Source organism: Neobacillus sp. KR4-4 (assembly GCF_042136325.1).
In the GTDB taxonomy this organism is placed as follows: domain Bacteria; phylum Bacillota; class Bacilli; order Bacillales; family Cytobacillaceae; genus Neobacillus.
Genome location: NZ_JBHHJU010000001.1, coordinates 180,809 through 200,529 on the forward strand (window position 1 = coordinate 180,809; position 19,721 = coordinate 200,529).

Sequence of the window (19,721 nt, forward strand, 5' to 3'; positions counted from 1 at the left end):
TTTAATAAAGATGATGTGCAACAATATAGGATTTGAAGGAATATCTGATTTGACCTTGGGTGGTTTGTCATGTCTGGAAGATTGTTACATGAAATGTACAAAAAAAGGATAGATAGAGCATTTATTCTGCTCCACTATCCTTTTATTATTGACTAAAAATTGAATGTATCTTCTTTATAAGCATTAAACTCCCATTTTCCCTTGAATGACAATCTGTTCCGACGCCTGCTTTTGCTTCTTATTTACAAGATAGATACTGGCCACGATCAGGACAATTCCTAGGAATAAAAGTTTCGTAAAGGGTTCATTTAATAATACAGTTCCGATGATAACTGCGAGCATTGGAACCAAGAATGTAAATGTTGCGACAACACTGGCATCTCCTGTTTTCACAAGTATAACGTAGAGAATCCATGATAACGCAATCCCTAGAATCGTACCAAAGGAAAGCCCCCATATAAATGTATCATTCCAAACAATACTGGACCAATTCTCAGACGAAAGTCCGGCTATCATCAGAACACATCCCCCAATTAAACACTGGAATGCCACCATCCAAAGCGAATCAACCGAGTGAGAATTTTTTTTGGTGTACACTGTACCTAATGCCCAGGAAAGCGCGGATAATATGCCGAGTATAATACCTAAAATGGAAACATGGCCGGAAAATCCTTCTGCGCTTACAGAAATGACTCCAAGGAACCCTAGAATAAGTCCCAATACCTTAGGGAGGGTCATCGATTCGCCTAACCATAGCCATGCAAGCAGACCAACTAAAATAGGTTGAAAATAGACAATGACTGAGAATAAGCCTGATGGTACTAATTTAAGCCCCACGGTTTGCAGCCCATAGAACAAAGCGATATTTAAAGTGCCGGTGACGACATATATTTTCCAATTCTTTCGCCAATGGATCCGGTCACGTGTTTTCCAAATGACAGCACCTAGGAGTACGCCGCCAAACAAACACCTCATCCCGGCAAAAAGCAAAGGAGGTGTATAGACTAATGCAACTTTATAAATTGGCCAAGAAACACTCCAAATTATAATTAAGCCTGCCATCATTAAAAACCATTTTAATTTCATTAGATCTCTTCTCCCTCAGTTTAATAGAACGAACTGCTGGCTCATAGACCTTAGATTATTGAGCCTAACATCTATTTTTCTATAAAAAACGAACTTTAATAGAATACGCCTCAATGTAAAAAATTTCAATTAAGAAATCTTGGATAAAAATCTGAAAAGCTGTTTTACGCCCATAGAAAAAAAGCTTGATTCTTTTTTTTGATTCAAGCGTTTATAAATTTTTATATTAATCTACTGGGCGGTTTTTGAAATCATAGTTTACTGATGTTGGAGCCACATGTGCTCGATCGAGAGCTGGTGTATCCGGGCGAACAATTTGATAGGCTAATGCTCCAATGATTGAGATGAATGAGCTTCTTCAAAAGCGTTTTTCTCTGTTCAAAAGTTAGTCAAACCTTTTCAAACAAACTGTGAACTTATCACTATACCCATGTTGTTTAATGGAAAAAGGGATTATAGTGTAGTCATAAAGAACAAACAAAACGTGAAAGGCGGAATCATTTATGTTTAATAAATTTCTAAGAGACTTCTGTATATATGTTTATTAAACTAACGAATTAATTTGCACACTTAGAGTATCACCATTGTTTTATTCGTCAATCACTTTTTTTAAGCGCTGCCATAAGTCTGTTTGACTCCTAAAAAGCAGGAAAAAAATAGCTGCAATCCAGTTTTGGAGTATCGGAATATCTGGGATCCTGCCATAGCCCGGGTTAGATTGTTCCAAGCAGCTATTGCGAAGTGTATAAAAGAAACCATTACTGAATCATCCTATTGCCGGATAATGAAATTAATGAACAAAGATTATACTTCAATTATGCTACCCAATACCTAGATGAACTCAATTGTGATTTCATCGCCATGGACAAGGAAAAACGCTCGAAAAACATTACGATAATGGCTAAACGTAATGCCGAAGAAGGCAGGGAGTATCAAGAAGTTAAGACCGCAGACTTGAGGCAGCAAAAAAATACAATTGCTCCATGACAAATATAAAATCACTTGTGGAGTATCCGGAAGATATTGAATGGTAGTTGTATTGTATTAATTCCTTTTGAACACTAATTAAATCAAGAACGGTTTCGTTTCTAATAGCACACTTAGAGTTTACGCTTTTCCTGTAGAAGTAAAGGAAAAGCGTTTTTAAGAATAAAGGATAGATGCTAATAATCATCTAGCATATACTTTTAACATGAATTTTTAAACAAATCGTTTAGGCAATTCAATTGGAAGAGTTTATAAAATGCCCGGAATTCAAAAGTTCCGGGCATTTTTTACTTTAACGTTTTTGATGAGTGTTGGACCACTAACATTAATGTATCTTCAAATTATCTAATATTTATATTACTAGCTCCTGCCCAATGCCATTAGAAGAGGGGGGCTTAATTCATCAAAGGACTTACATTCATTGTTTACAACCAAATCCCAGATAAATTGGTAATAATGTTTTAGTGATGGCTGATTGACCATAGTTCCATCTGCTCTCTTTGAATTAAATTTATATTTGCTCTTAAAAGAGACTTAAGTATTTCATAATTCATTTTCTTAGAGATATTTAAAGTAATCCTCTGATTTAGAATATCCTGTCGCAATTTCCACCTTTTCTGTACCCTCCATTGATGTATGAATAATTTCATTGTCATCTTACTATATAAAAGTCTAATATTTTACTGGTACATATGGGTAAATATGTATTTCATCTTATCAAGCAAAAAATGTCTACTTAAGTTTAGCAGTCACAATGGTATAATATTTATAGGAAAAAAATAACAGAACTCTTATTAAAAAGGCTTAGAGGAGTAATAAAAGATGTAGATAACCGAGAAATTTTGTGTGATTTTTCTTTGGGAGATGAAATAGTGATACCTTTAAATAATTGGAAATATAGGGACCATACAAGGAATTTCGTTTATCTGGAAAACTGGATGGAATTTAGTATAGGATTAGCCAACTATGTCAAACAAGCAAATCAACCTATAAAATTATATATATCCGTACCATCTAATCTACTGTTCTCTTATTTTTTTGTATTGGGAGCAATTGATTATGATTTCAGGAACGTATCTAAAGAAACATTATTAGGGAAGTATCTTAGTTTAAAAAAAGGTCATCGGATCCTCTACAAAAGTGGAAATGAATGGGTCGCTCATTCCGTTATAGAAGTAAGCAAAATTCCAAATGCAGAAATTAAAGCCATAGTGGTAAAAGATCGATTAAACGGTACTACCTATATACCAGAAACAAGATGGTTTAATTATGTAAGAATCTATGACAATGAAGTAACGGAAGTTAGAAACACGAGAAGAGTAAACCATGTAGAAAATATTACTGATAATATTAAATTAAAAAATTTATATTTAGACTATAATCTTAATTTGTTAATGATGCAAAATATCCCAAAAACCTATTTATACGCTAATAAAAAAGAATGGACAGATAATATATCTGTAATTGACCTAAAAATCAATGAAGAACACATTCAATTAGAAGAACTATTGTTTGATGGATCAGAAGGCACATTTAAAAATTTTTCATTTATCCAGCAAAATCACTCACCACTTCTTCCAAACGAATCAACGATAATATTTGTCGGTAGTAGCAGGTCACTAAGGAAGATGGATCAATTTAAGCAACAAAAGTGTATTTTTATTATAGATCAACATGAGTCAAATGAAAAAATTGAGGAAATACAACTGAAAATTGAACAGGAGTTTTTGATGGAGAAAGGTCAATCTTTGAATAAAGATATATTGGAATTCATAGATAACAATCAAATTGAAGTTCCAAAAGGAGTCGAGATCTTTGCATGGTTATCGAAGAACAAATTTGGATCTAGCAAATAAATTATATTCCTCGCCAGTAAAGATAGAATTTGTAAGGATTGAAGAGGATCATATAGGGCAATTAATGTACGCATTGAAAGAGCTGAAGGATGAAGTTATGGAGTATTATGAACATGATCAACTTCTGTTAGAAGAAACCGAGGCATTGATCAAAGTATGTCGCAAAGTAGTTGGCACTGTTCACAGCTATAGCACTTACTTTAAAGAGAATAATGACTTAATCGTGAAGTATTTTACTCTAACAAAGAAACGAATTTATACCGACTTATTCAAAAAAAATATACAACCTATTGTCGATTTGATAATGGTATTACGGAAACAGCAAAATAATGCCTATATTGACGCATTATTTAAGTTAATTAAAGAGAAGCACCTTTCTCCGAAAAAAACCTATATATTAACTAAGAAAAAATTGTCAAGTGAATATATTGAAGTTAATGGCACCATGTATAGAGCATTGACAGATAAAGAATTTGTTGATTTAGGAGTTTTTGCAGATGTAGTTATATTTATAGGGACTCCCAGTTACTTTGACAGTAAGTTTTCTACAATTTTTTATGCAAATAAAACTATATTTGTAGGATATTCTTGTTTCGAAAATCGACTGGCTAAAAGGAGACGTATTTTGGATGTAATTAACCATAACCATCTAATAAATACGATCTATAAAAATGTTACCTTTGATAAAGGCTTTTCGGGCTTAGATTTTAAAGAAACCTTTGCGAAAGGAATAATAGAAAAATCAGAAAAGGCATTAATTAACCAGTTTGAAAACATTCAAAATATCCCTCTAGAAGAAAAAGTTGAGGTGAAATTAGCAACTATTTCTCACAATAACTACATTTTCTTACCTATTAGGCAAAAAGTAAATGTGATCGACAGAGATTCTCTAAAGATCTCTCAAGAGAAAGTTAGAGATTTATGCATAGGGGATTTATTAATATTCCGAGAGCAAAATGCGTCAAATTTAGTCCGAGAAGAAGCAGACAATATTATGGGCATTAACGCAGATAAATATCGAGAGAGCCTTGAAAAATGGAAGATAAGGCTACGTCACCATGTGAAAACGAAAGGGATTGAGAAGGTTTCAAAGATTTTAATGCAACGTTATGGAATTACGGTTGCTAGAGAAAATAATCTAAAAAACTGGATGAGTAATCACTCCATTAAGCCCTCTTGTTTAAATAAGTTATTACTGGCTTTTAAGTTTGATAGGGATGAGATAACAGAAATATTAAATGCAGCTAGTGAAATTCTTAGTGCACATATTTCAGCCGGTCATCATATTTCCCGCTGCTTAATGGATGAGTTGGATAAGGATCTGGAAAATGTGATCAATGAGAACGGGTTTTATAAAATTGAATCTAAAGAGTTTGAAGGAGCATTTTTTAATATTGTAGAAATAAAAAGAATTAATAATGAAACATATTTTACTCCAGAAAATGAAACGTTGAAGATTATTAAAGGTTGAGGTGTAGAACGTGGATAAAAAGTTAGAAAGATCTTTATATAATCGTGAACAGATTATTGATGCCATTGAACAAGAAATTGTAGGTCCTAGTGACATTCAAAATGCTACAAAACCTTTAAATGTTATTAGCAATACAACATTTAGTAATTTTGATGACTTAAATACTAATTATTATTGGAGTAAGGCAACTTTAAAGGAGGAAGTCATCCAAAGAGATACCCCTTCTCGAAGGTATGCTGCAGGAATGCTATATCCTATGAATCTTGAAAACAACGAGCCTGAAGAAGACGAGTTAGTAATTGACGTGATTAACGATGAGCAACAAGCAGAGTTTTATGATCAATTAGATAACTTAAATGCAGTAGAAATAGACGAGGAGTCAGGTTTAGACGATGCTGTACCTAAAATTCAACAGAAAGATTCAATGCCTTCAAGTATGGGAATGACATTTTGCTTATCTAGGGATACAAAAGCATTTACAGTTAAGTTTAAAGGTGGTATATACGAAAAACATAAAATCTATGCAGACATTATTCACAAAGATGAAGACAATGGTAAGAAAAAATATTACAAATTTGACGAATACTGGTGGTTGCGTACATCTGTTTTCGCCGAAACAGAGATTAAATTATCGGAATTTGAGCATAGCAAAGGTATAGGTGTAAAGCAATTTCCCTTCCGTATTTATGACAACACAAAGAATAGAATCGAAAGAATTAGTTTGAACTTGCACATTCAATATCGTGCAAAAGGCGAATATACGTTATTAACAGTGACTGTTTTAAATGTGACAGAGCCTCCCGCAAGACATAATATAAACGAATTTACAGTGTTTCAATCTCGTTTAACTATTTCAGCTCCTACTGGAAGCTTTTTAAATTACCCTAAGGTTTTTCAGCGCAATTTAGATTTAACAGAAGATGAGTGGAATAACGAGCTATTATTCAGAAACAAATCTAATTACGCAATTGGTCATGGTTGTTCAGTTACTTGGAATCAATATACAAAAAGCATATCAGAAATTAATTCTACATTTATCCCAAGGTATGAAACGGAGAGCATGACTCCAGATGTCACGTTGAATATTGAGGGCAAAGAAGTAAAATTGAGAATTGAAATGCAAGCCTTAATGAATGTGAAAAACTATAATGAGTTATTTCAAATTTTGCAGCCTTTAGTGACAGGCTATAAAGATTGGATTGCTGATCGCGAGGAAGAAACCCAAAGGCTCCAGAAAGAACTAAAAAAAGCTGCTGAAACTAATTTGAAATTTTGTAAGGAAAGCTTAGCCAGGATAGAAAAAGGACTAGAATTATTGAAACAGCCTAAGGTACTCCAAGCATTTAAAATGGCTAACCAAGCGATTTTGTTGCAACAAATTAATGGTAAAACACCGCGTAAAGCTTACTTTGAAAAACTAGATACGGGATTAGAGCTTGTATTTGAAAAAACATTTGCTGAATCAACAAAAAAAATGAGCGATTTAGGTTCATGTGATAATAGCTGGCGCGCTTTTCAGATCGCTTTCTTCTTATTGTCAATCCAATCTTTAGTAGAAAAGGATTCCTTAGACCGTGAAACAGTTGATTTAATCTGGTTCCCTACTGGTGGCGGAAAAACAGAGGCATATTTAGGCGTTGCAGCATTTCAAATGTTTTACAGACGCTTGTTAGATCCTACTGATGCCGGTGTAGATATTATAATGCGCTATACTTTACGTTTGTTAACAGCCGACCAGTTCCAGCGTGCTTCTAGACTAATTTGCGCAATGGAATATGTGCGTCGAGAAAATGAAAAGGACCTCGGTCGTGTACCTTATTCGATTGGAATTTGGGTTGGATCAAAAACTTCACCTAATACCAATAAGGAAGCGTTAAGGCAAGTAAATGCAATGAGAAAGTCAAAAGGCCCTGAGAATCTCGTAATAACAAGGTGCCCTTGGTGTGGATGTCAAATTGGAAAAGTTGAAGTGAAGGGAAAAGGTGCTAAGCCCAACGAGAGCCAGGTAATTGGTTTTAAAAATAAAAATAACTGCTTAATAGTGGCGTGCCCAGATGAACAATGTAGTTTTCATGACGATATTCCCGTCTATTTCGTAGATGAAACAATTTATGAAAAACAACCGACTTTTTTAATTGGGACTATCGATAAATTTGTTCAATTAACATGGCAACCTGGAGCTAGAAAGTTATTTGGCATAAATGAAATGGGAGAGCGAATTGTATCGCCGCCACAAATTATTGTTCAGGACGAACTACATTTAATTTCAGGTCCGTTGGGAACACTTTCAGGTCTATATGAAGTATTAATCGAGGAATTATGCATTGACGATCGTGGGGAGGTACCAATTAAGCCTAAAATAATTTCAGCAACAGCAACTATTAAAGAGTTTGAGGAACAAGCTAAATGCCTATTTGGACGAACAAGCGCAAGATTATTCCCGAGCCCAGGAATCGACATTGATGATTCGTTCTTCTCGAAAATTGCTGTTGATGAAAGTGGTAAGCCAATGCCAGGTAGAAAATATATAGGCGTTTTTACATCAAGAGTACGGATTTTGATGGCACAAGTAATGACGTATTCAGCTATTTTGCAGAAAGTAGACAGCTTCCTTGAAGATGGGCGGGACCCATTTTGGACACTGCTTTCATTCTATAATAGCTTAAGAGATTTAGGTGCCGGATTAAATTTATTTAATAGCGATATTCCAACGTATATAGATGCATTTGTTAAGAGAGAAGGATTCAGTAACAGGAGATTTTTAGGAGCACCATTAGAATTAACGTCCCGTAAACAAAGTAATGAAATCTCTAAAACTATAGATGACCTGAATGTTCCTTATACTACGAAAGATAGTAAAGGGCGCACAAAGGCTCTTACGTCATGTTTAGCTTCAAATATTATTGAAGTAGGCGTCGATATTGACCGTTTATCAATAATGGGCATCGTCAGCCAGCCTAAGATGACAGCCCAATATATTCAGGTAAGCGGTCGGGTAGGGCGAAGACCTAACGAGAGACCAGGTTTAATTGTAACAGTATTTTCTAATCAAAACTCGCGAGATAAATCACATTTTGAGCACTTTAATGAATATCATCAAAGACTCTATGCACAGGTAGAAACAACAAGTTTAACGCCTTTTTCTACAGCCTCCTTGGAACGCGGGTTAACCAGCGTTCTAATCGGATTCTTACGCCAACGGATGGATATGCAAATAGCAAACTATCCTACAAGTAAAGAGTTAAAACGGGCTATAAAAGATGACCGTTTCAATGCTTTCCGCCATCGATTTAAAAAGCGGGTAGAATTAATCGATCTTGATCAATTGGATATATGGAAAGATATCTTTAAAGCCTTCATGGATGGAATTTTACAAGGACGTTATGAAACTTGGCGAGTTTCTGATACAGAGCGTGGTTTGATGTATCAAGCTGGTAATTTAAGTGACGGCGAAAAATATGCAGGCAGTATTCCAGTAATTAATAGTTTGAGAAGTGTAGATGTTGAAAGTAGAGGATCTATTGTTTTAATTGATAAAGAGGAAGACGAATTTGTGTGGGAGGACGATGATTAAATGCGATATTTACCGATGAGACGCTCTAAACTGGTCGGAACAGAAGGACCAGGATCATTAGTAATTAGCCCTGAAGGTGAAACAGCAGTTGTAGGCGCTCTAGATCTCTGGTTTAGAGATTCCAAAGGAAATAAAGCAAAAAATATTGAAGAGTTTGCGGTAAATGAGCCGCGTTTAAAATCAATCTTAAAGGTAGATAAATTTTACACTCCGCCCGAATTTAGAAAGAATTCAAGAACTGATATGGAAGTCATTCCAAACAGTGGGCTTGTCATGCCTTTAATGCGCTTTCCTAGATGGCATTATTGTAGTTCATGTAAGTCATTAAGAGAATTAGAGCTTGATCAAACCTCAGTATACTTAGAGTGTCCAAAATGTAAAACAAAAAGATACTATAAACAGGTTCCTTTTGTTGTAGTTTGTGAGCACGGTCATTTGTCTGATTTCCCTTGGCGTAAGTGGGTTCATGGTGATGAAAATACTACTTGTGAAGGCAATTTAAGAATTAGAATGAGTGGGGGGACAACGCTTGATTCCTGGAGAATTGAATGTGAAGGATGCAATATCAGCCGTGGGTTAAAAGGAGTTACATCTTCATATGATGGTGAAAAGAAAACCAGCCTTTTAGGAGATACCCTTAATAAAATAGGATCACAAAAATACACCTGCGAAGGTGAGCGTCCATGGTGTGGAGAAGAAAAAGAAGATTGTTCCGCAGCGCCAGTAGCGATTTTAAGAAACTCTATTAGTGTATATATGGCAAAAAAAATTAGTGCTCTAGCGATACCAGGAGATTATAGCGAGAATGTAGATCTGATTGTATCAAAAATTCAATCTCCAGCTAAGTATTTATTTCGAACAAATCTGGCTTTTTTAGAAGATATAGAGAAAAAAATTCGGTTTATAAGAACAAATCTTAGATTCGAGTTGAAGGAAGAGATAACTGACGAGGATATTCAAGAAGCTCTGATGTATATGGAAGCTGGGGAAGAATTTGAATACACGGACGAGGAGCTAGAAAAACCAGGTCTAGTAATTAAGCAAAAAGAATTTGAAAAGCTTACGTCTACAGTAAATTCAAAAGAACTAAAAGTTGAACCTGAATGGATTTATGAAGGTAGCGCAGAAAACGCCAAGAATTATTACAAACCATATTTAGAACGTATATCTAGAGTGCTAAAATTAAAAGAAACAACGGCTTTATACGGCTTCGATCGAAAAGATTACAGAAACACTAATGATTACAATAGTTACTACCCTTCTCTTTATAAGGATTATAATAATGCTTATGAAAAGTGGCTTCCAGTAAATGAAGTATATGGTGAGGGCATCTTTTTACAATTGAATTCCAAAAAAGTCGAAGAATGGGAATCATCTCAGGACGTACAGCATTATTTCCAACACTATCTTCGACGAGTAGGACATATAGAACATCGAGATGATACAATTCTCAAACCAAGGAATATTATGTTGCACACACTATCCCACTTTATAATTGATGAACTTGCAAATGTCTGTGGTTATAATCGTGCAGCGATCAGAGAACGGCTTTACTTGGATGAGGGGCAGACAGGTGTTTTAATCTATATTTCTGCTGGCGATTCAGAGGGCACCTTAGGCGGGCTTGTACGATTGGGATTACAAGAGAAGTTTTTCCATGTTTTAGACAAGGCTAAAAATAATGCAGAATGGTGCAGTTCTGACCCAGTTTGTACAGAGCTTGGAAAGACACAAGGACAAGGGGTAAATAATTTAAACGGTGCAGCTTGTTATAACTGTTCGCATATTCCAGAAACGTCTTGTGAATATTGGAATTTATATTTAGATAGAAGCCTACTTATTGACAAGAAGATAGGTTACTTCAGAGACTAGAAGAATAAATTAATAAGAATAACTGTTACTAAGAAATCCTCGCGAATGCTATTTATGTTTCTTAACTTAGAAGGAATGCAGTCGAAAAATGTCAAGCAAAAAGGACTAAAAAAAATATAAGTCCTTGCAATTCTCTAATCATATAAAGACATCATTTTGGGGTTAACTTTTTATACAATTAAACAATGAGCTTTATGGGTTAATATTCGCCGAATCCCGCTATCTGCAGATAACTAAATTCAAAAACATTTGATACAGGTGAAAAAATAATGATAGAAATAATAAAAGAAGTTTTATCGAAGTTTGGAATACCAGGTATTATTTTTTCGATTATTCTTATAATAATAAAACTGAATCCGATAACATCAATTTCTGCTAGTCCTGTTGAATTAAAATTGTTTTCAAAGGAAAAAAGGTTTTATGTAAAGTTTATTAGAACTCTATCGGAAATTCTTTTTTACTTGGTTTTATTATGGCTGATTACAGATAAGTTTTTTTCAAATAAAGAGCAATATAATTCAAAAATTGCATTGTTCTCTACAATACTTATTTTTGCAATTTTTATAGTGATTTGCGCCCTAGACTTATTTGGAAAAACGTTCTTTAATTTATTTGGTACTATAAAAAGGAGATATCAAATAGTAATTTACATGATATTTTTGATTTATGGTTTATCTTGGATTTTGTTACCATCTTATTATATAGGGACTCAAATTTACTCTGAATTTTATAATGATAAATTGACAACAATCCAACAATACAGTGTTTTAGTAGGAGTTCTATTCTTTTACCTTCTATTAATAATTTTTGTTTATTTTACTGTAATCAAAACACTATATAGGTTTTTAGAATTTTTCTCAAACAGTAATAAAAACCTAACAGTGGTGCTTAATAATAAATGTTGGTATTTATTTCATCCCGTAGATAATGAACAATTTCTATTAGGAGATAAGCCAGTAATGTCCAAATGTACAGAATTTTCATTTATAGAAAAGAGTAATTTATTTTTGAAAACTATTAAAGTTGAAGAAATAGAAGAAAATTAGGTACTTTTAAATTTAATAATAAAATAAACCTTACCCAAATCGGGTAAGGTTTAAATTTCACTTTATTAGAATAGAATTCTTATTTTTTATCAAATTCATGTTGTCTTTTGCCCAAAGCGCAATAGGCATTGCCATTGCTTTTGCAAGTAATACTGGCACGGCATTCCCTATTTGTTTATATTGCTTGTCTAACCTATTATTTTTCTGCACATTCATGTTTCCACCATCAGAAAACAAAAACCAATCCGGGAAGGTCTGAATACGAGCAATTTCTTTTACTGATAAACGGCGGTGTTGGGATTCATCTCCAGGAAGTGCCCATTTATCGGGACCTAATTTTTCCATAGCTGGACCACTTGGATGTAAAGGGGCTTGTCTCCCTGATGCTTGGATAGTGAAACTTTGCTCGTCCCATTTTTTCTTGCGATTACGAGATAAAAATATCGGAGAGAAGCTACCCTCAAACCAATCACCAGGATTTTCTTCCAAATAACCAATTGCATCTTTTAAGGTTACATAAGGTAATTTTCCTTCCCCATGGGTAGGTTCCGGATGTTCATATTCAAATCCTAAATCTTTTCGGATTCCAACAATAAATACTCTTTCTCTTAATTGAGGAACACCATAATCACGCGCATTAACCAATTTGAACTTTACATTGTATCCTGCCGATGCAAAATCCTGTACTATTTGATTAATAACTTCACCCTTACCTAGCGTCATCATGCCCTTTACGTTTTCAGCAATAAAAGCAAATGGTTTTGCTTGGAGAAGACATCGGATAAAGTGAATATAAAGGAAATTTCTTTCATCATCAATTAAACGAGGTCCAGCTTCACTGAAGCCGGGACAAGGAAAACCTCCAAGTACTAGTTCGGCTTTGGGAAAAGTCTTCACTTTTCGAATATCTAACTGTTGTTGAAGTACTTTAGGAAAATTCAACTTATAAGATTCATTTGCCTCTTTAAAGAGATCATTGGAATAGATTGTATGAAATATACTTTCTCCTCTAACCGCATTAAACCATTCACGATCTTTGAAGGCTTTAAAAGCCTCTTCTTCTCCAATGACCGCAGATAAACCAGCCAATTCAACGCCTAAGTCAAGTCCACCACAGCCAGAAAATAGGCTTATGACATTAATCTTATCTTCTCTATAATCAAGTTCAGGCATTTCGTAATCATCTTTAATACTTTGAATTAATTTATCTTCTTCCTCTATTTTATCAAGTAGAAGCTGTTTAACTTGTTCTGAGTCATAATCTTTTAAAGGGCGGTATTTGGCTCGTCCTCTTTCCTCTAGTTTCATTTTCATACCTCCCAATAAAATATATAAGGTTATTTTATCATTTCTTGAAGGACAAGGCCAGCTTTTTCTATTATAGACCATTAATTAACAGTTGTTATTGAGTTATAATAAATGGGAGGTGTTGTGAATGAGGAAGAATCCCAGATTAATTGGCGATGAACATGTTAGGTCCGTCCATCAGGCTTTATTACTGTACCAAGGAAAACAATCCATAGATCACTTTCCAGAGACTGTTTCACAAACTGTGTATTTTATTACTACCCTCTATCCGAACATTATCTCAGTTACTTCAAAATTTGAAACCATCCATCCAGATCAAGCAAAAGATCTTACCCTATATTTAAATGATAATAGTCACGTATCAGTTAACCTGTTTTTTATTAAAAAAGGAGGTAGAATTCAGCCTAAAAACCCTGGTGCTAAAAGTTTCCTGTCTAAATATTTTTTATCAGAGAGGTTACAGGGAATGTTTAATAGCGCTTTTGAAGAAAGTTATCTAATTTTTTTAAAAGAGTTAGTAAAATTTAAGGAAGGAATACATTACCTATCCGACAAAAAGATTTTAAAGAAGTTGGTACATACCTATTTTCCAAAGTTTACAGAAAGTATAAATCATTTCAGGAATAATTTTTTATATAGCTTACGTGAAACATGCTTTCATTTGCTAAAGGATTCCTTTAATGAAAAAAGTGAAGGTTTCTTTTATGCATATAATGAATTTTTCATGACTAGAGATGTAAATATCATTACGAGTTATGGGAAGCACATAGATGACGTTAGTGTGGAGGAGTTTAATCCAGGAACACCCCGTTTTGGAGATATTCAAATATATAAGGTAGGGAAAAATACAGTAGGAATTAAATTTGGTAAAGTAGCACTGACATTACGATTTAAGTTTGAAAGTAGCCCAGCTTCATCAATAAAGTTGGCGGCAAGTTATGACGATTTCAAGGAAGAGACAGAAATAGAGTTAATAAATAGTAGAACTATACATAAAATGAATGAATTAATAGAAGAGCATCAATACATTCAAACATCTAATAGTAGTAATGCAATCGGAAAGTGTCATGAGGCTTTGGCATACTACTATTTTCTTAAAGAGTTTCCTGAGATATCCCAGGTTGAACCTGATGAGTGTATACAATTAATGGACACATATTATTTGTACGTAAAGCCAGAATCGTTAGAAAAACTATATGAGGCTACATCAACAGTAGTTCCAGTAATAAAGGAAAAATTGTATGAGAAATATAATAGCTTTAAAATTGATAGCGTTGAATTAGTACCTGATAGTTATATTAACGACCGGCTTAGTACAGGTGATCTTCAATTAATTCTGAAGGTCAATGACGAGTATGTAGTTGAAAATATATCTTTAAAAGCGCTTGCGAAGAAAAGTGGTAAGATTACCACAAAAAATCCAGGGATAGGAACAATTCTAGGTCCAACTTATTTTAATATAGGTAACCTTGATTCTATTGTAAATGAAGTGAAGACTAAATTCCAAATTGGGGAATTGGGACGAAAGGAAAGTTTAGAGGTGCTGGCAAATGAGATTGGGATACAACTGCTGCAAGCAAATCAAGAACAATTAAAACAAGGGATAGAGAATCTTTTGGGAAAGGCAATGATGGCTGTAACCTTTTATGAGGAAAGTGTTAGTTATTGTAAGGAGCATTCAAAAATTGACAGTTTTATTAATGTTTATGTAAAACAGCCTTCTGCAATACAAAATACTTTGGCCTGGAACCAAGATAATGAAACAATCAGTCTTCGAGTAAAATTTAGCCGAGGGCAAGAACATGGTTGGTCTACAATTAAATTAACATCAGAATACCAATTGCAATAAGAATGGAACATTTAAGAACATTGGGAGTTTAGAGAAGGCCGTTTTTTCTTCTAGCGAACTTAGGCACAGAATCTATAAATGTTCTATACATATAAATATTTGCAACAAAGAGGTGTTTTAATAAATGAATAGCACATATACAATTGCTGTTACTGACTTACCAAAAGCCGATTTAAAAATAGGGACTATATATGAAGGCGGAACGAAAGGGAATGCGGGTGATGACCCTTTATCGAAATTAATGGGATGCGAAAACCAAGGGGGATTTAGACCCGTAGGCGCCCGTAATGGAGTAAATACAAAGTATTGTGTACTCTATTCAGATCTTTCACATGATGAATGGTCGAATCGAATTGAACTTGAAACAGGAAAGTTTTATTACTATGGAGACAATCGGAAAGCGGGCCGTGGTATACATGAGACTGCAAAAAAAGGAAATTTAATCCTCCGTTATTCTTTTGATGAATTTCTTGATGGAAATCGAAAAAATGTTCCTCCATTTTTTGTGTTTGCGAAAGGGAAGAGAGGAAGAGATGTCATTTTTCGTGGTCTAGCTGTACCTGGGGCAGTAGATGAAAACGATTCTGATATTCTAAAGATTATTTCGCACGAAAGTACAGAAGGGCCCGTCCAAAATTACCTATCAATTTTCACCATTTTAGATGTCAAGACGATAAAAAGGGCATGGATTGAAGACCTTCACAAAGGGGAGCCTTTTACGGAAAATGCACCTGACCCTTGGCTGGAGTGGATCAATATTGGAAAATATATCCCGTTAAAGGAGAAGAGCACCATAGATTATATAATTGATAATAAGCCGGACGATATCATAATAGAAAAGCCAGAGCGTTTGTTATCCAATAAAGACCTAATCGACCATATTCATTCTTACATAAAATCAAAAGGCTTCCATTATTCAAAAGAAGAAGTAATTAACCTATTTTTATCCATAAAGACTAAGCCATTTGTTATTCTCTCTGGTATTTCAGGCACAGGAAAAACAAAAATTGTCCAGTGGTTTGCAGAGAGTGTAGGAGCAAGTGAAAAGAATGGCCAATTTACCTTGATTCCAGTTCGTCCTGATTGGAATGACAGTTCAGATTTGCTTGGTTATGTTGATATCAAGGGTGATTTTAAGCCGGGACCGTTAACTAAGGTAATCGAACAGGCTGAAAATAATGCTAAGCTTCCTTACTTTGTGTTACTTGATGAAATGAACCTAGCTAGAGTGGAACATTATTTTAGCGATGTCTTGAGCGTTATGGAAAGCCGTAAATGGGAAGAAGGACAAATTGTTACGTCAACAATGATAGCAATAGAGGAAACCCTAGCAAAACGTGAAATCAAACTTCCTACGAATTTATATATAATAGGTACAGTTAATATGGATGAAACAACACACCCTTTCAGTAAAAAAGTATTGGACCGTGCTAATACAATTGAATTTAACCGGGTTGACCTGAAGATTTTATCCTTCCTTGAGGATAGGGAAGGGGTAAAACCCATAGTTGTGCAAAATGATAAATTAAGTGCTGATTATCTGTATTTAAAAGATTTATATGTTTCGAATAAAGCTCTTGTTGAAAGGGTTATTGATGAATTAGAAGAAATCAATAAATCTTTAAAGTTAATTAACGCCCATGTGGGTTATCGGGTACGGGACGAAATCTGTTTCTATATGGATTACAATGAAAATAGCGAATTTATGGATTTTGAAGATGCCTTTGACCACTGTATTCTTCAAAAAATCCTACCGCGTATTGCCGGAAGTGACCAGCGTGTGGAAAAGTTGTTAGGCAATTTATATAAGCACTTTACTGGAAGACCATATGAAGACGGTCGAGACTCTTATGACGAGGAAATTAACCAAGCCAAATATCCAAAAAGTTCAGCCAAGGTAGTAGAGATGTTTAGGGGGTTAATAGATGGTTTCACTTCCTTCTGGATCTCGTGATGATGTTGAGTTAGTCAAAATTGAAGCATCTGACTTTTCATTGATCATAAAGGGGAAGCCTTACCATTATCGCTATGAAGGACTAAAACAATATAAGGGTATGGATCGCCATGATGTAATGGAATTCTCTGCTTCTGGGCCTACAGTGGAATCCATTCAAGTTTATGATATTGAGAAAGGGCAGTTAACCCCTATACAAAGTGTCCGTCCTATTTTCTTCGAAAACGGGAATTACGTGTTAGTTGTAATTCCGAAGCAAAAACAACAACTAGAGTTTTATCATGAGTACCCCCTATTTCGAAAGGCCATTTACATATCAGATATGGCTGGGATACCAGTATTAATGGGTAATCTCCAATTTCAAAATGAAGTGGGCTATTCTACCTTTGAAATCAGGCAGGAAGGAAAGACACTTCTAGATGTTACGCTCGAAATTTTTCCAGCAAAATTGGATTATCGAAACGATTATCGGAAATTGCTTGAAGAAGTGAATGACGAAATTTATAACCTTGCGTTCCACTTTATTCGGAAAACTTATTTAGGCGCAAATATTAAGCTGGAAGGCAATCCAAGCAGGGCAGAATTTTATCGTTTAATTACAAAGCATTTCCAACAGTTTATCCAAGCCATAAACCGAATTGAGCAGCAGCCGCATCATAAGTTGGAAACTACTTATGTAAAGGTCCGTGGAGATCAGCTTGGTAAGAGTGATTCATATACCCGAAAATACCTTCAAAAGAACAATAAATTTGTAGATGTAAATCGGGGGATTCCTATTCATGACAGGACGTTGATGCCGCGTGAGGGTCTACGGATTAAGAAGGAGCTTTTATACGATACGTTAGAGACTCGTTATGTTAAATGGATGATGGAGAGACTAAAGGAAAAGCTTGAGGATTTAATAAAGGCTCTCGAAAATCCCAATAAACGGTGGAAGATAGATCCTGATCCAGAGTTAATCGAACATTTAAATGCGATGAGGAAATCCATCGAGACGAAAGTGAAAAACCACTTTTGGCAGAGTATTGGCCGGCTAGACCGTTCGGTGATGAGCTTGGTTATGCAAATGGCACCAGGTTATCGTGATGCCTTTCAAATATATTTGACTGTCTCCAAGGGGTTAATGCTTCAGTCCAATTTTTATCAAATGTCTGTAAAAGATGTGGCAACCTTGTATGAATATTGGACATTCTTGAAATTGGGACAAATCCTTAGCCACAAATATACAATGATAAGTAACGATATTATTAAAGTAAATCGAAATGGGTTATTCGTAAATTTAGACACAAACAGGAAGGCTGAGCGAAAATTTGAACATCCCATTACTAAAGAGAAAATATTCCTTACATTTCAAAAAAGCGAACGTGATCTGCCTACTATTTATCAAAAGCCTGATACCATGCTTACAATTTCCAAAAAGGGCAAGGATTATCTCTATAACTATGTATTTGATGCCAAATATCGAGTCGATTATGCACAAGAGGGAAGTTTCTACAGAGATCGCTATAAAACCCCGGGTCCATTAGAAGAAGATATTAACACGATGCATCGCTATCGGGATTCATTGGTAGTAATGAATAATGAGGACGGGCCATTTGAGCGTACTGCATTTGGTGCTTATGTGTTATTCCCTTGGGACGGGGAAGAGGAGTATCGGGAACACCTTCTCTATCAGAGTATTAATAAAGTCAACATTGGCGGACTCCCTTTTTTACCTCAGGCTACAGATTTAGTGGAGCAGTTTGTGGAACGGTTAATTGAAAAAAATCCTGAAGAAATTCAAAGGGAAGGTATTTTACCGATTGGCATCATGGAGGAATGGGAGTCCAGTTTGGTTGACAAGGTCCTTGTTGGAACCGTATCGAATGAGGACGATTACAAACGTTTTATTCGAAGTGGTTATTTTCAGATTCCGTTGTCAAAGTTGCGCAAGGGATGGCAGGAAGCAAAATATGTAGCCTTATATGCAACCGAGGCTGCAAGAGAACAAAATGGTATTGTAGACTATGGAAAAATTGAACGGGTTTTAACGGACAATGATAACATCAATTTTTATGTTAAGGCTTGGAAGTGGACCCCAAACTTGATTAGACCTGTTAAATATGGAATTGCCACTTGTATGATTACCACATTAACCCAATTAAAAGAAGCAAAAGAACTGCCTGAGCTTTATATGAAAAATAAACAAGAAAAGACTCTATGGAATACCCTTAGACGCCTTTCGGATAGAATCTCAATTCAACTTGATGGGTCAAATCTTGATGATGCATCTGCTGTTAAAAAGTTTTCGTTTAGGGATATTGAGATTCTTCTAAATAAGGAACAAGAAAAGTTAATCATTAAGAAAAGTGGATTAGAGCGTACTTTGAACTTAAATATTTTAATCCAGCAACCTTCTGTGGTTTTTAAGGAAGTTATGTCATTATTGTAGTCTTCTCATTTGGGAAGACTATTCTTCGTTTTGGCGCAAACAGAATGAGCACTCTTTATTTTCTTTCTTCAACTTTCAACAAAATCTACAATGCTGTCTATAACGTTATTAAATTCCTCCTTAACTTGGTGCTCCCAAATTCTCATAAGGTTCCACCCTTTTTTATAATAGTAACTATCGAAGCAATAATACCTTTTCACCTTCCAATATAATTTCCTTTGCCAAATATCTACACTAGTTTCGGAAGTTGTTGCCCGTGTTTAGGGCAATAATGCCAAATACAGCTG

The 19,721-nt window shown here is 34.9% G+C and carries 10 protein-coding genes and 1 pseudogene; 9 read left to right on the forward strand and 2 right to left on the reverse strand.

The window, feature by feature from the left end; genetic code table 11:
* Positions 1 to 183: 183 nt before the first annotated feature.
* Complete coding sequence (locus ACE198_RS00890; RefSeq protein ID WP_251460808.1) at positions 184 to 1,086, reverse strand: DMT family transporter; 903 nt, start codon at positions 1,084 to 1,086, stop codon at positions 184 to 186.
* A gap of 673 nt (positions 1,087 to 1,759) precedes the next feature.
* Between ACE198_RS00890 and ACE198_RS00895 the strand changes: the two are divergent.
* From ACE198_RS00895 to ACE198_RS00920, 6 genes and pseudogenes are all read left to right on the forward strand, one after another.
* Positions 1,760 to 2,073, forward strand: a pseudogene (locus ACE198_RS00895) (DUF6904 family protein).
* An 872-nt stretch (positions 2,074 to 2,945) separates the two neighbouring features.
* Positions 2,946 to 3,929, forward strand: coding sequence for a hypothetical protein (locus ACE198_RS00900; RefSeq protein ID WP_375374358.1), 984 nt, complete (start codon positions 2,946 to 2,948; stop codon positions 3,927 to 3,929).
* Entirely contained in the window at positions 3,889 to 5,400 is a 1,512-nt protein-coding gene (locus ACE198_RS00905; protein WP_375374359.1) for a DISARM anti-phage system protein DrmE domain-containing protein, read from the forward strand. Before ACE198_RS00900 ends, ACE198_RS00905 begins: the two co-directional genes overlap by 41 nt.
* A gap of 10 nt (positions 5,401 to 5,410) precedes the next feature.
* Positions 5,411 to 8,974: a helicase-related protein gene (locus ACE198_RS00910; RefSeq protein WP_375374360.1), complete on the forward strand. Its 3,564-nt coding sequence runs from the start codon at positions 5,411 to 5,413 to the stop codon at positions 8,972 to 8,974.
* The gene (drmB, locus tag ACE198_RS00915; protein WP_375374361.1) at positions 8,975 to 10,846 is read left to right on the forward strand and encodes a DrmB family protein; all 1,872 of its coding nucleotides are present in this window, start codon (positions 8,975 to 8,977) and stop codon (positions 10,844 to 10,846) included. It abuts the gene before it with no gap.
* Between the two features lie 269 nt (positions 10,847 to 11,115).
* Positions 11,116 to 11,892: a hypothetical protein gene (locus ACE198_RS00920; RefSeq protein WP_375374362.1), complete on the forward strand. Its 777-nt coding sequence runs from the start codon at positions 11,116 to 11,118 to the stop codon at positions 11,890 to 11,892.
* Between the two features lie 57 nt (positions 11,893 to 11,949).
* Here the strand turns inward: ACE198_RS00920 and ACE198_RS00925 are convergent, their stop codons facing one another.
* The gene (locus ACE198_RS00925) at positions 11,950 to 13,200 is read right to left on the reverse strand and encodes a DNA cytosine methyltransferase (RefSeq protein WP_375374363.1); all 1,251 of its coding nucleotides are present in this window, start codon (positions 13,198 to 13,200) and stop codon (positions 11,950 to 11,952) included.
* A 127-nt stretch (positions 13,201 to 13,327) separates the two neighbouring features.
* On the opposite strand from ACE198_RS00925, the gene ACE198_RS00930 reads away from it, so the two are divergent.
* The 3 genes from ACE198_RS00930 to ACE198_RS00940 all read left to right on the forward strand — a co-directional run bounded on the left by ACE198_RS00930 (position 13,328) and on the right by ACE198_RS00940 (position 19,434).
* A complete protein-coding gene (locus ACE198_RS00930; protein ID WP_375374364.1) occupies positions 13,328 to 15,049 on the forward strand; it encodes a hypothetical protein in 1,722 nt (573 codons plus the stop codon).
* Between the two features lie 124 nt (positions 15,050 to 15,173).
* Positions 15,174 to 17,003 carry an AAA family ATPase gene (locus ACE198_RS00935; protein ID WP_375374365.1) on the forward strand — a complete coding sequence of 610 codons (1,830 nt, stop codon included), beginning with the start codon at positions 15,174 to 15,176 and terminating at the stop codon, positions 17,001 to 17,003.
* Positions 16,975 to 19,434, forward strand: a complete 2,460-nt coding sequence (locus tag ACE198_RS00940) for a DUF2357 domain-containing protein (protein WP_375374366.1) — start codon at positions 16,975 to 16,977, stop codon at positions 19,432 to 19,434. The genes ACE198_RS00935 and ACE198_RS00940 overlap by 29 nt, the downstream gene beginning before the upstream one ends.
* Positions 19,435 to 19,721: the final 287 nt, after the last annotated feature.

Bases quoted from the DNA above. Each gene is read 5' to 3' on its own strand.
- drmB (WP_375374361.1), top strand. From the start codon at position 8,975: ATGCGATATTTACCGATGAGACGCTCTAAACTGGTCGGAACAGAAGGA.
- ACE198_RS00930 (WP_375374364.1), top strand. From the start codon at position 13,328: ATGAGGAAGAATCCCAGATTAATTGGCGATGAACATGTTAGGTCCGTC.
- ACE198_RS00940 (WP_375374366.1), top strand. From the start codon at position 16,975: ATGGTTTCACTTCCTTCTGGATCTCGTGATGATGTTGAGTTAGTCAAA.
- ACE198_RS00935 (WP_375374365.1), top strand. From the start codon at position 15,174: ATGAATAGCACATATACAATTGCTGTTACTGACTTACCAAAAGCCGAT.
- ACE198_RS00925 (WP_375374363.1), bottom strand. From the start codon at position 13,200: ATGAAACTAGAGGAAAGAGGACGAGCCAAATACCGCCCTTTAAAAGAT.
- ACE198_RS00890 (WP_251460808.1), bottom strand. From the start codon at position 1,086: ATGAAATTAAAATGGTTTTTAATGATGGCAGGCTTAATTATAATTTGG.
- ACE198_RS00920 (WP_375374362.1), top strand. From the start codon at position 11,116: ATGATAGAAATAATAAAAGAAGTTTTATCGAAGTTTGGAATACCAGGT.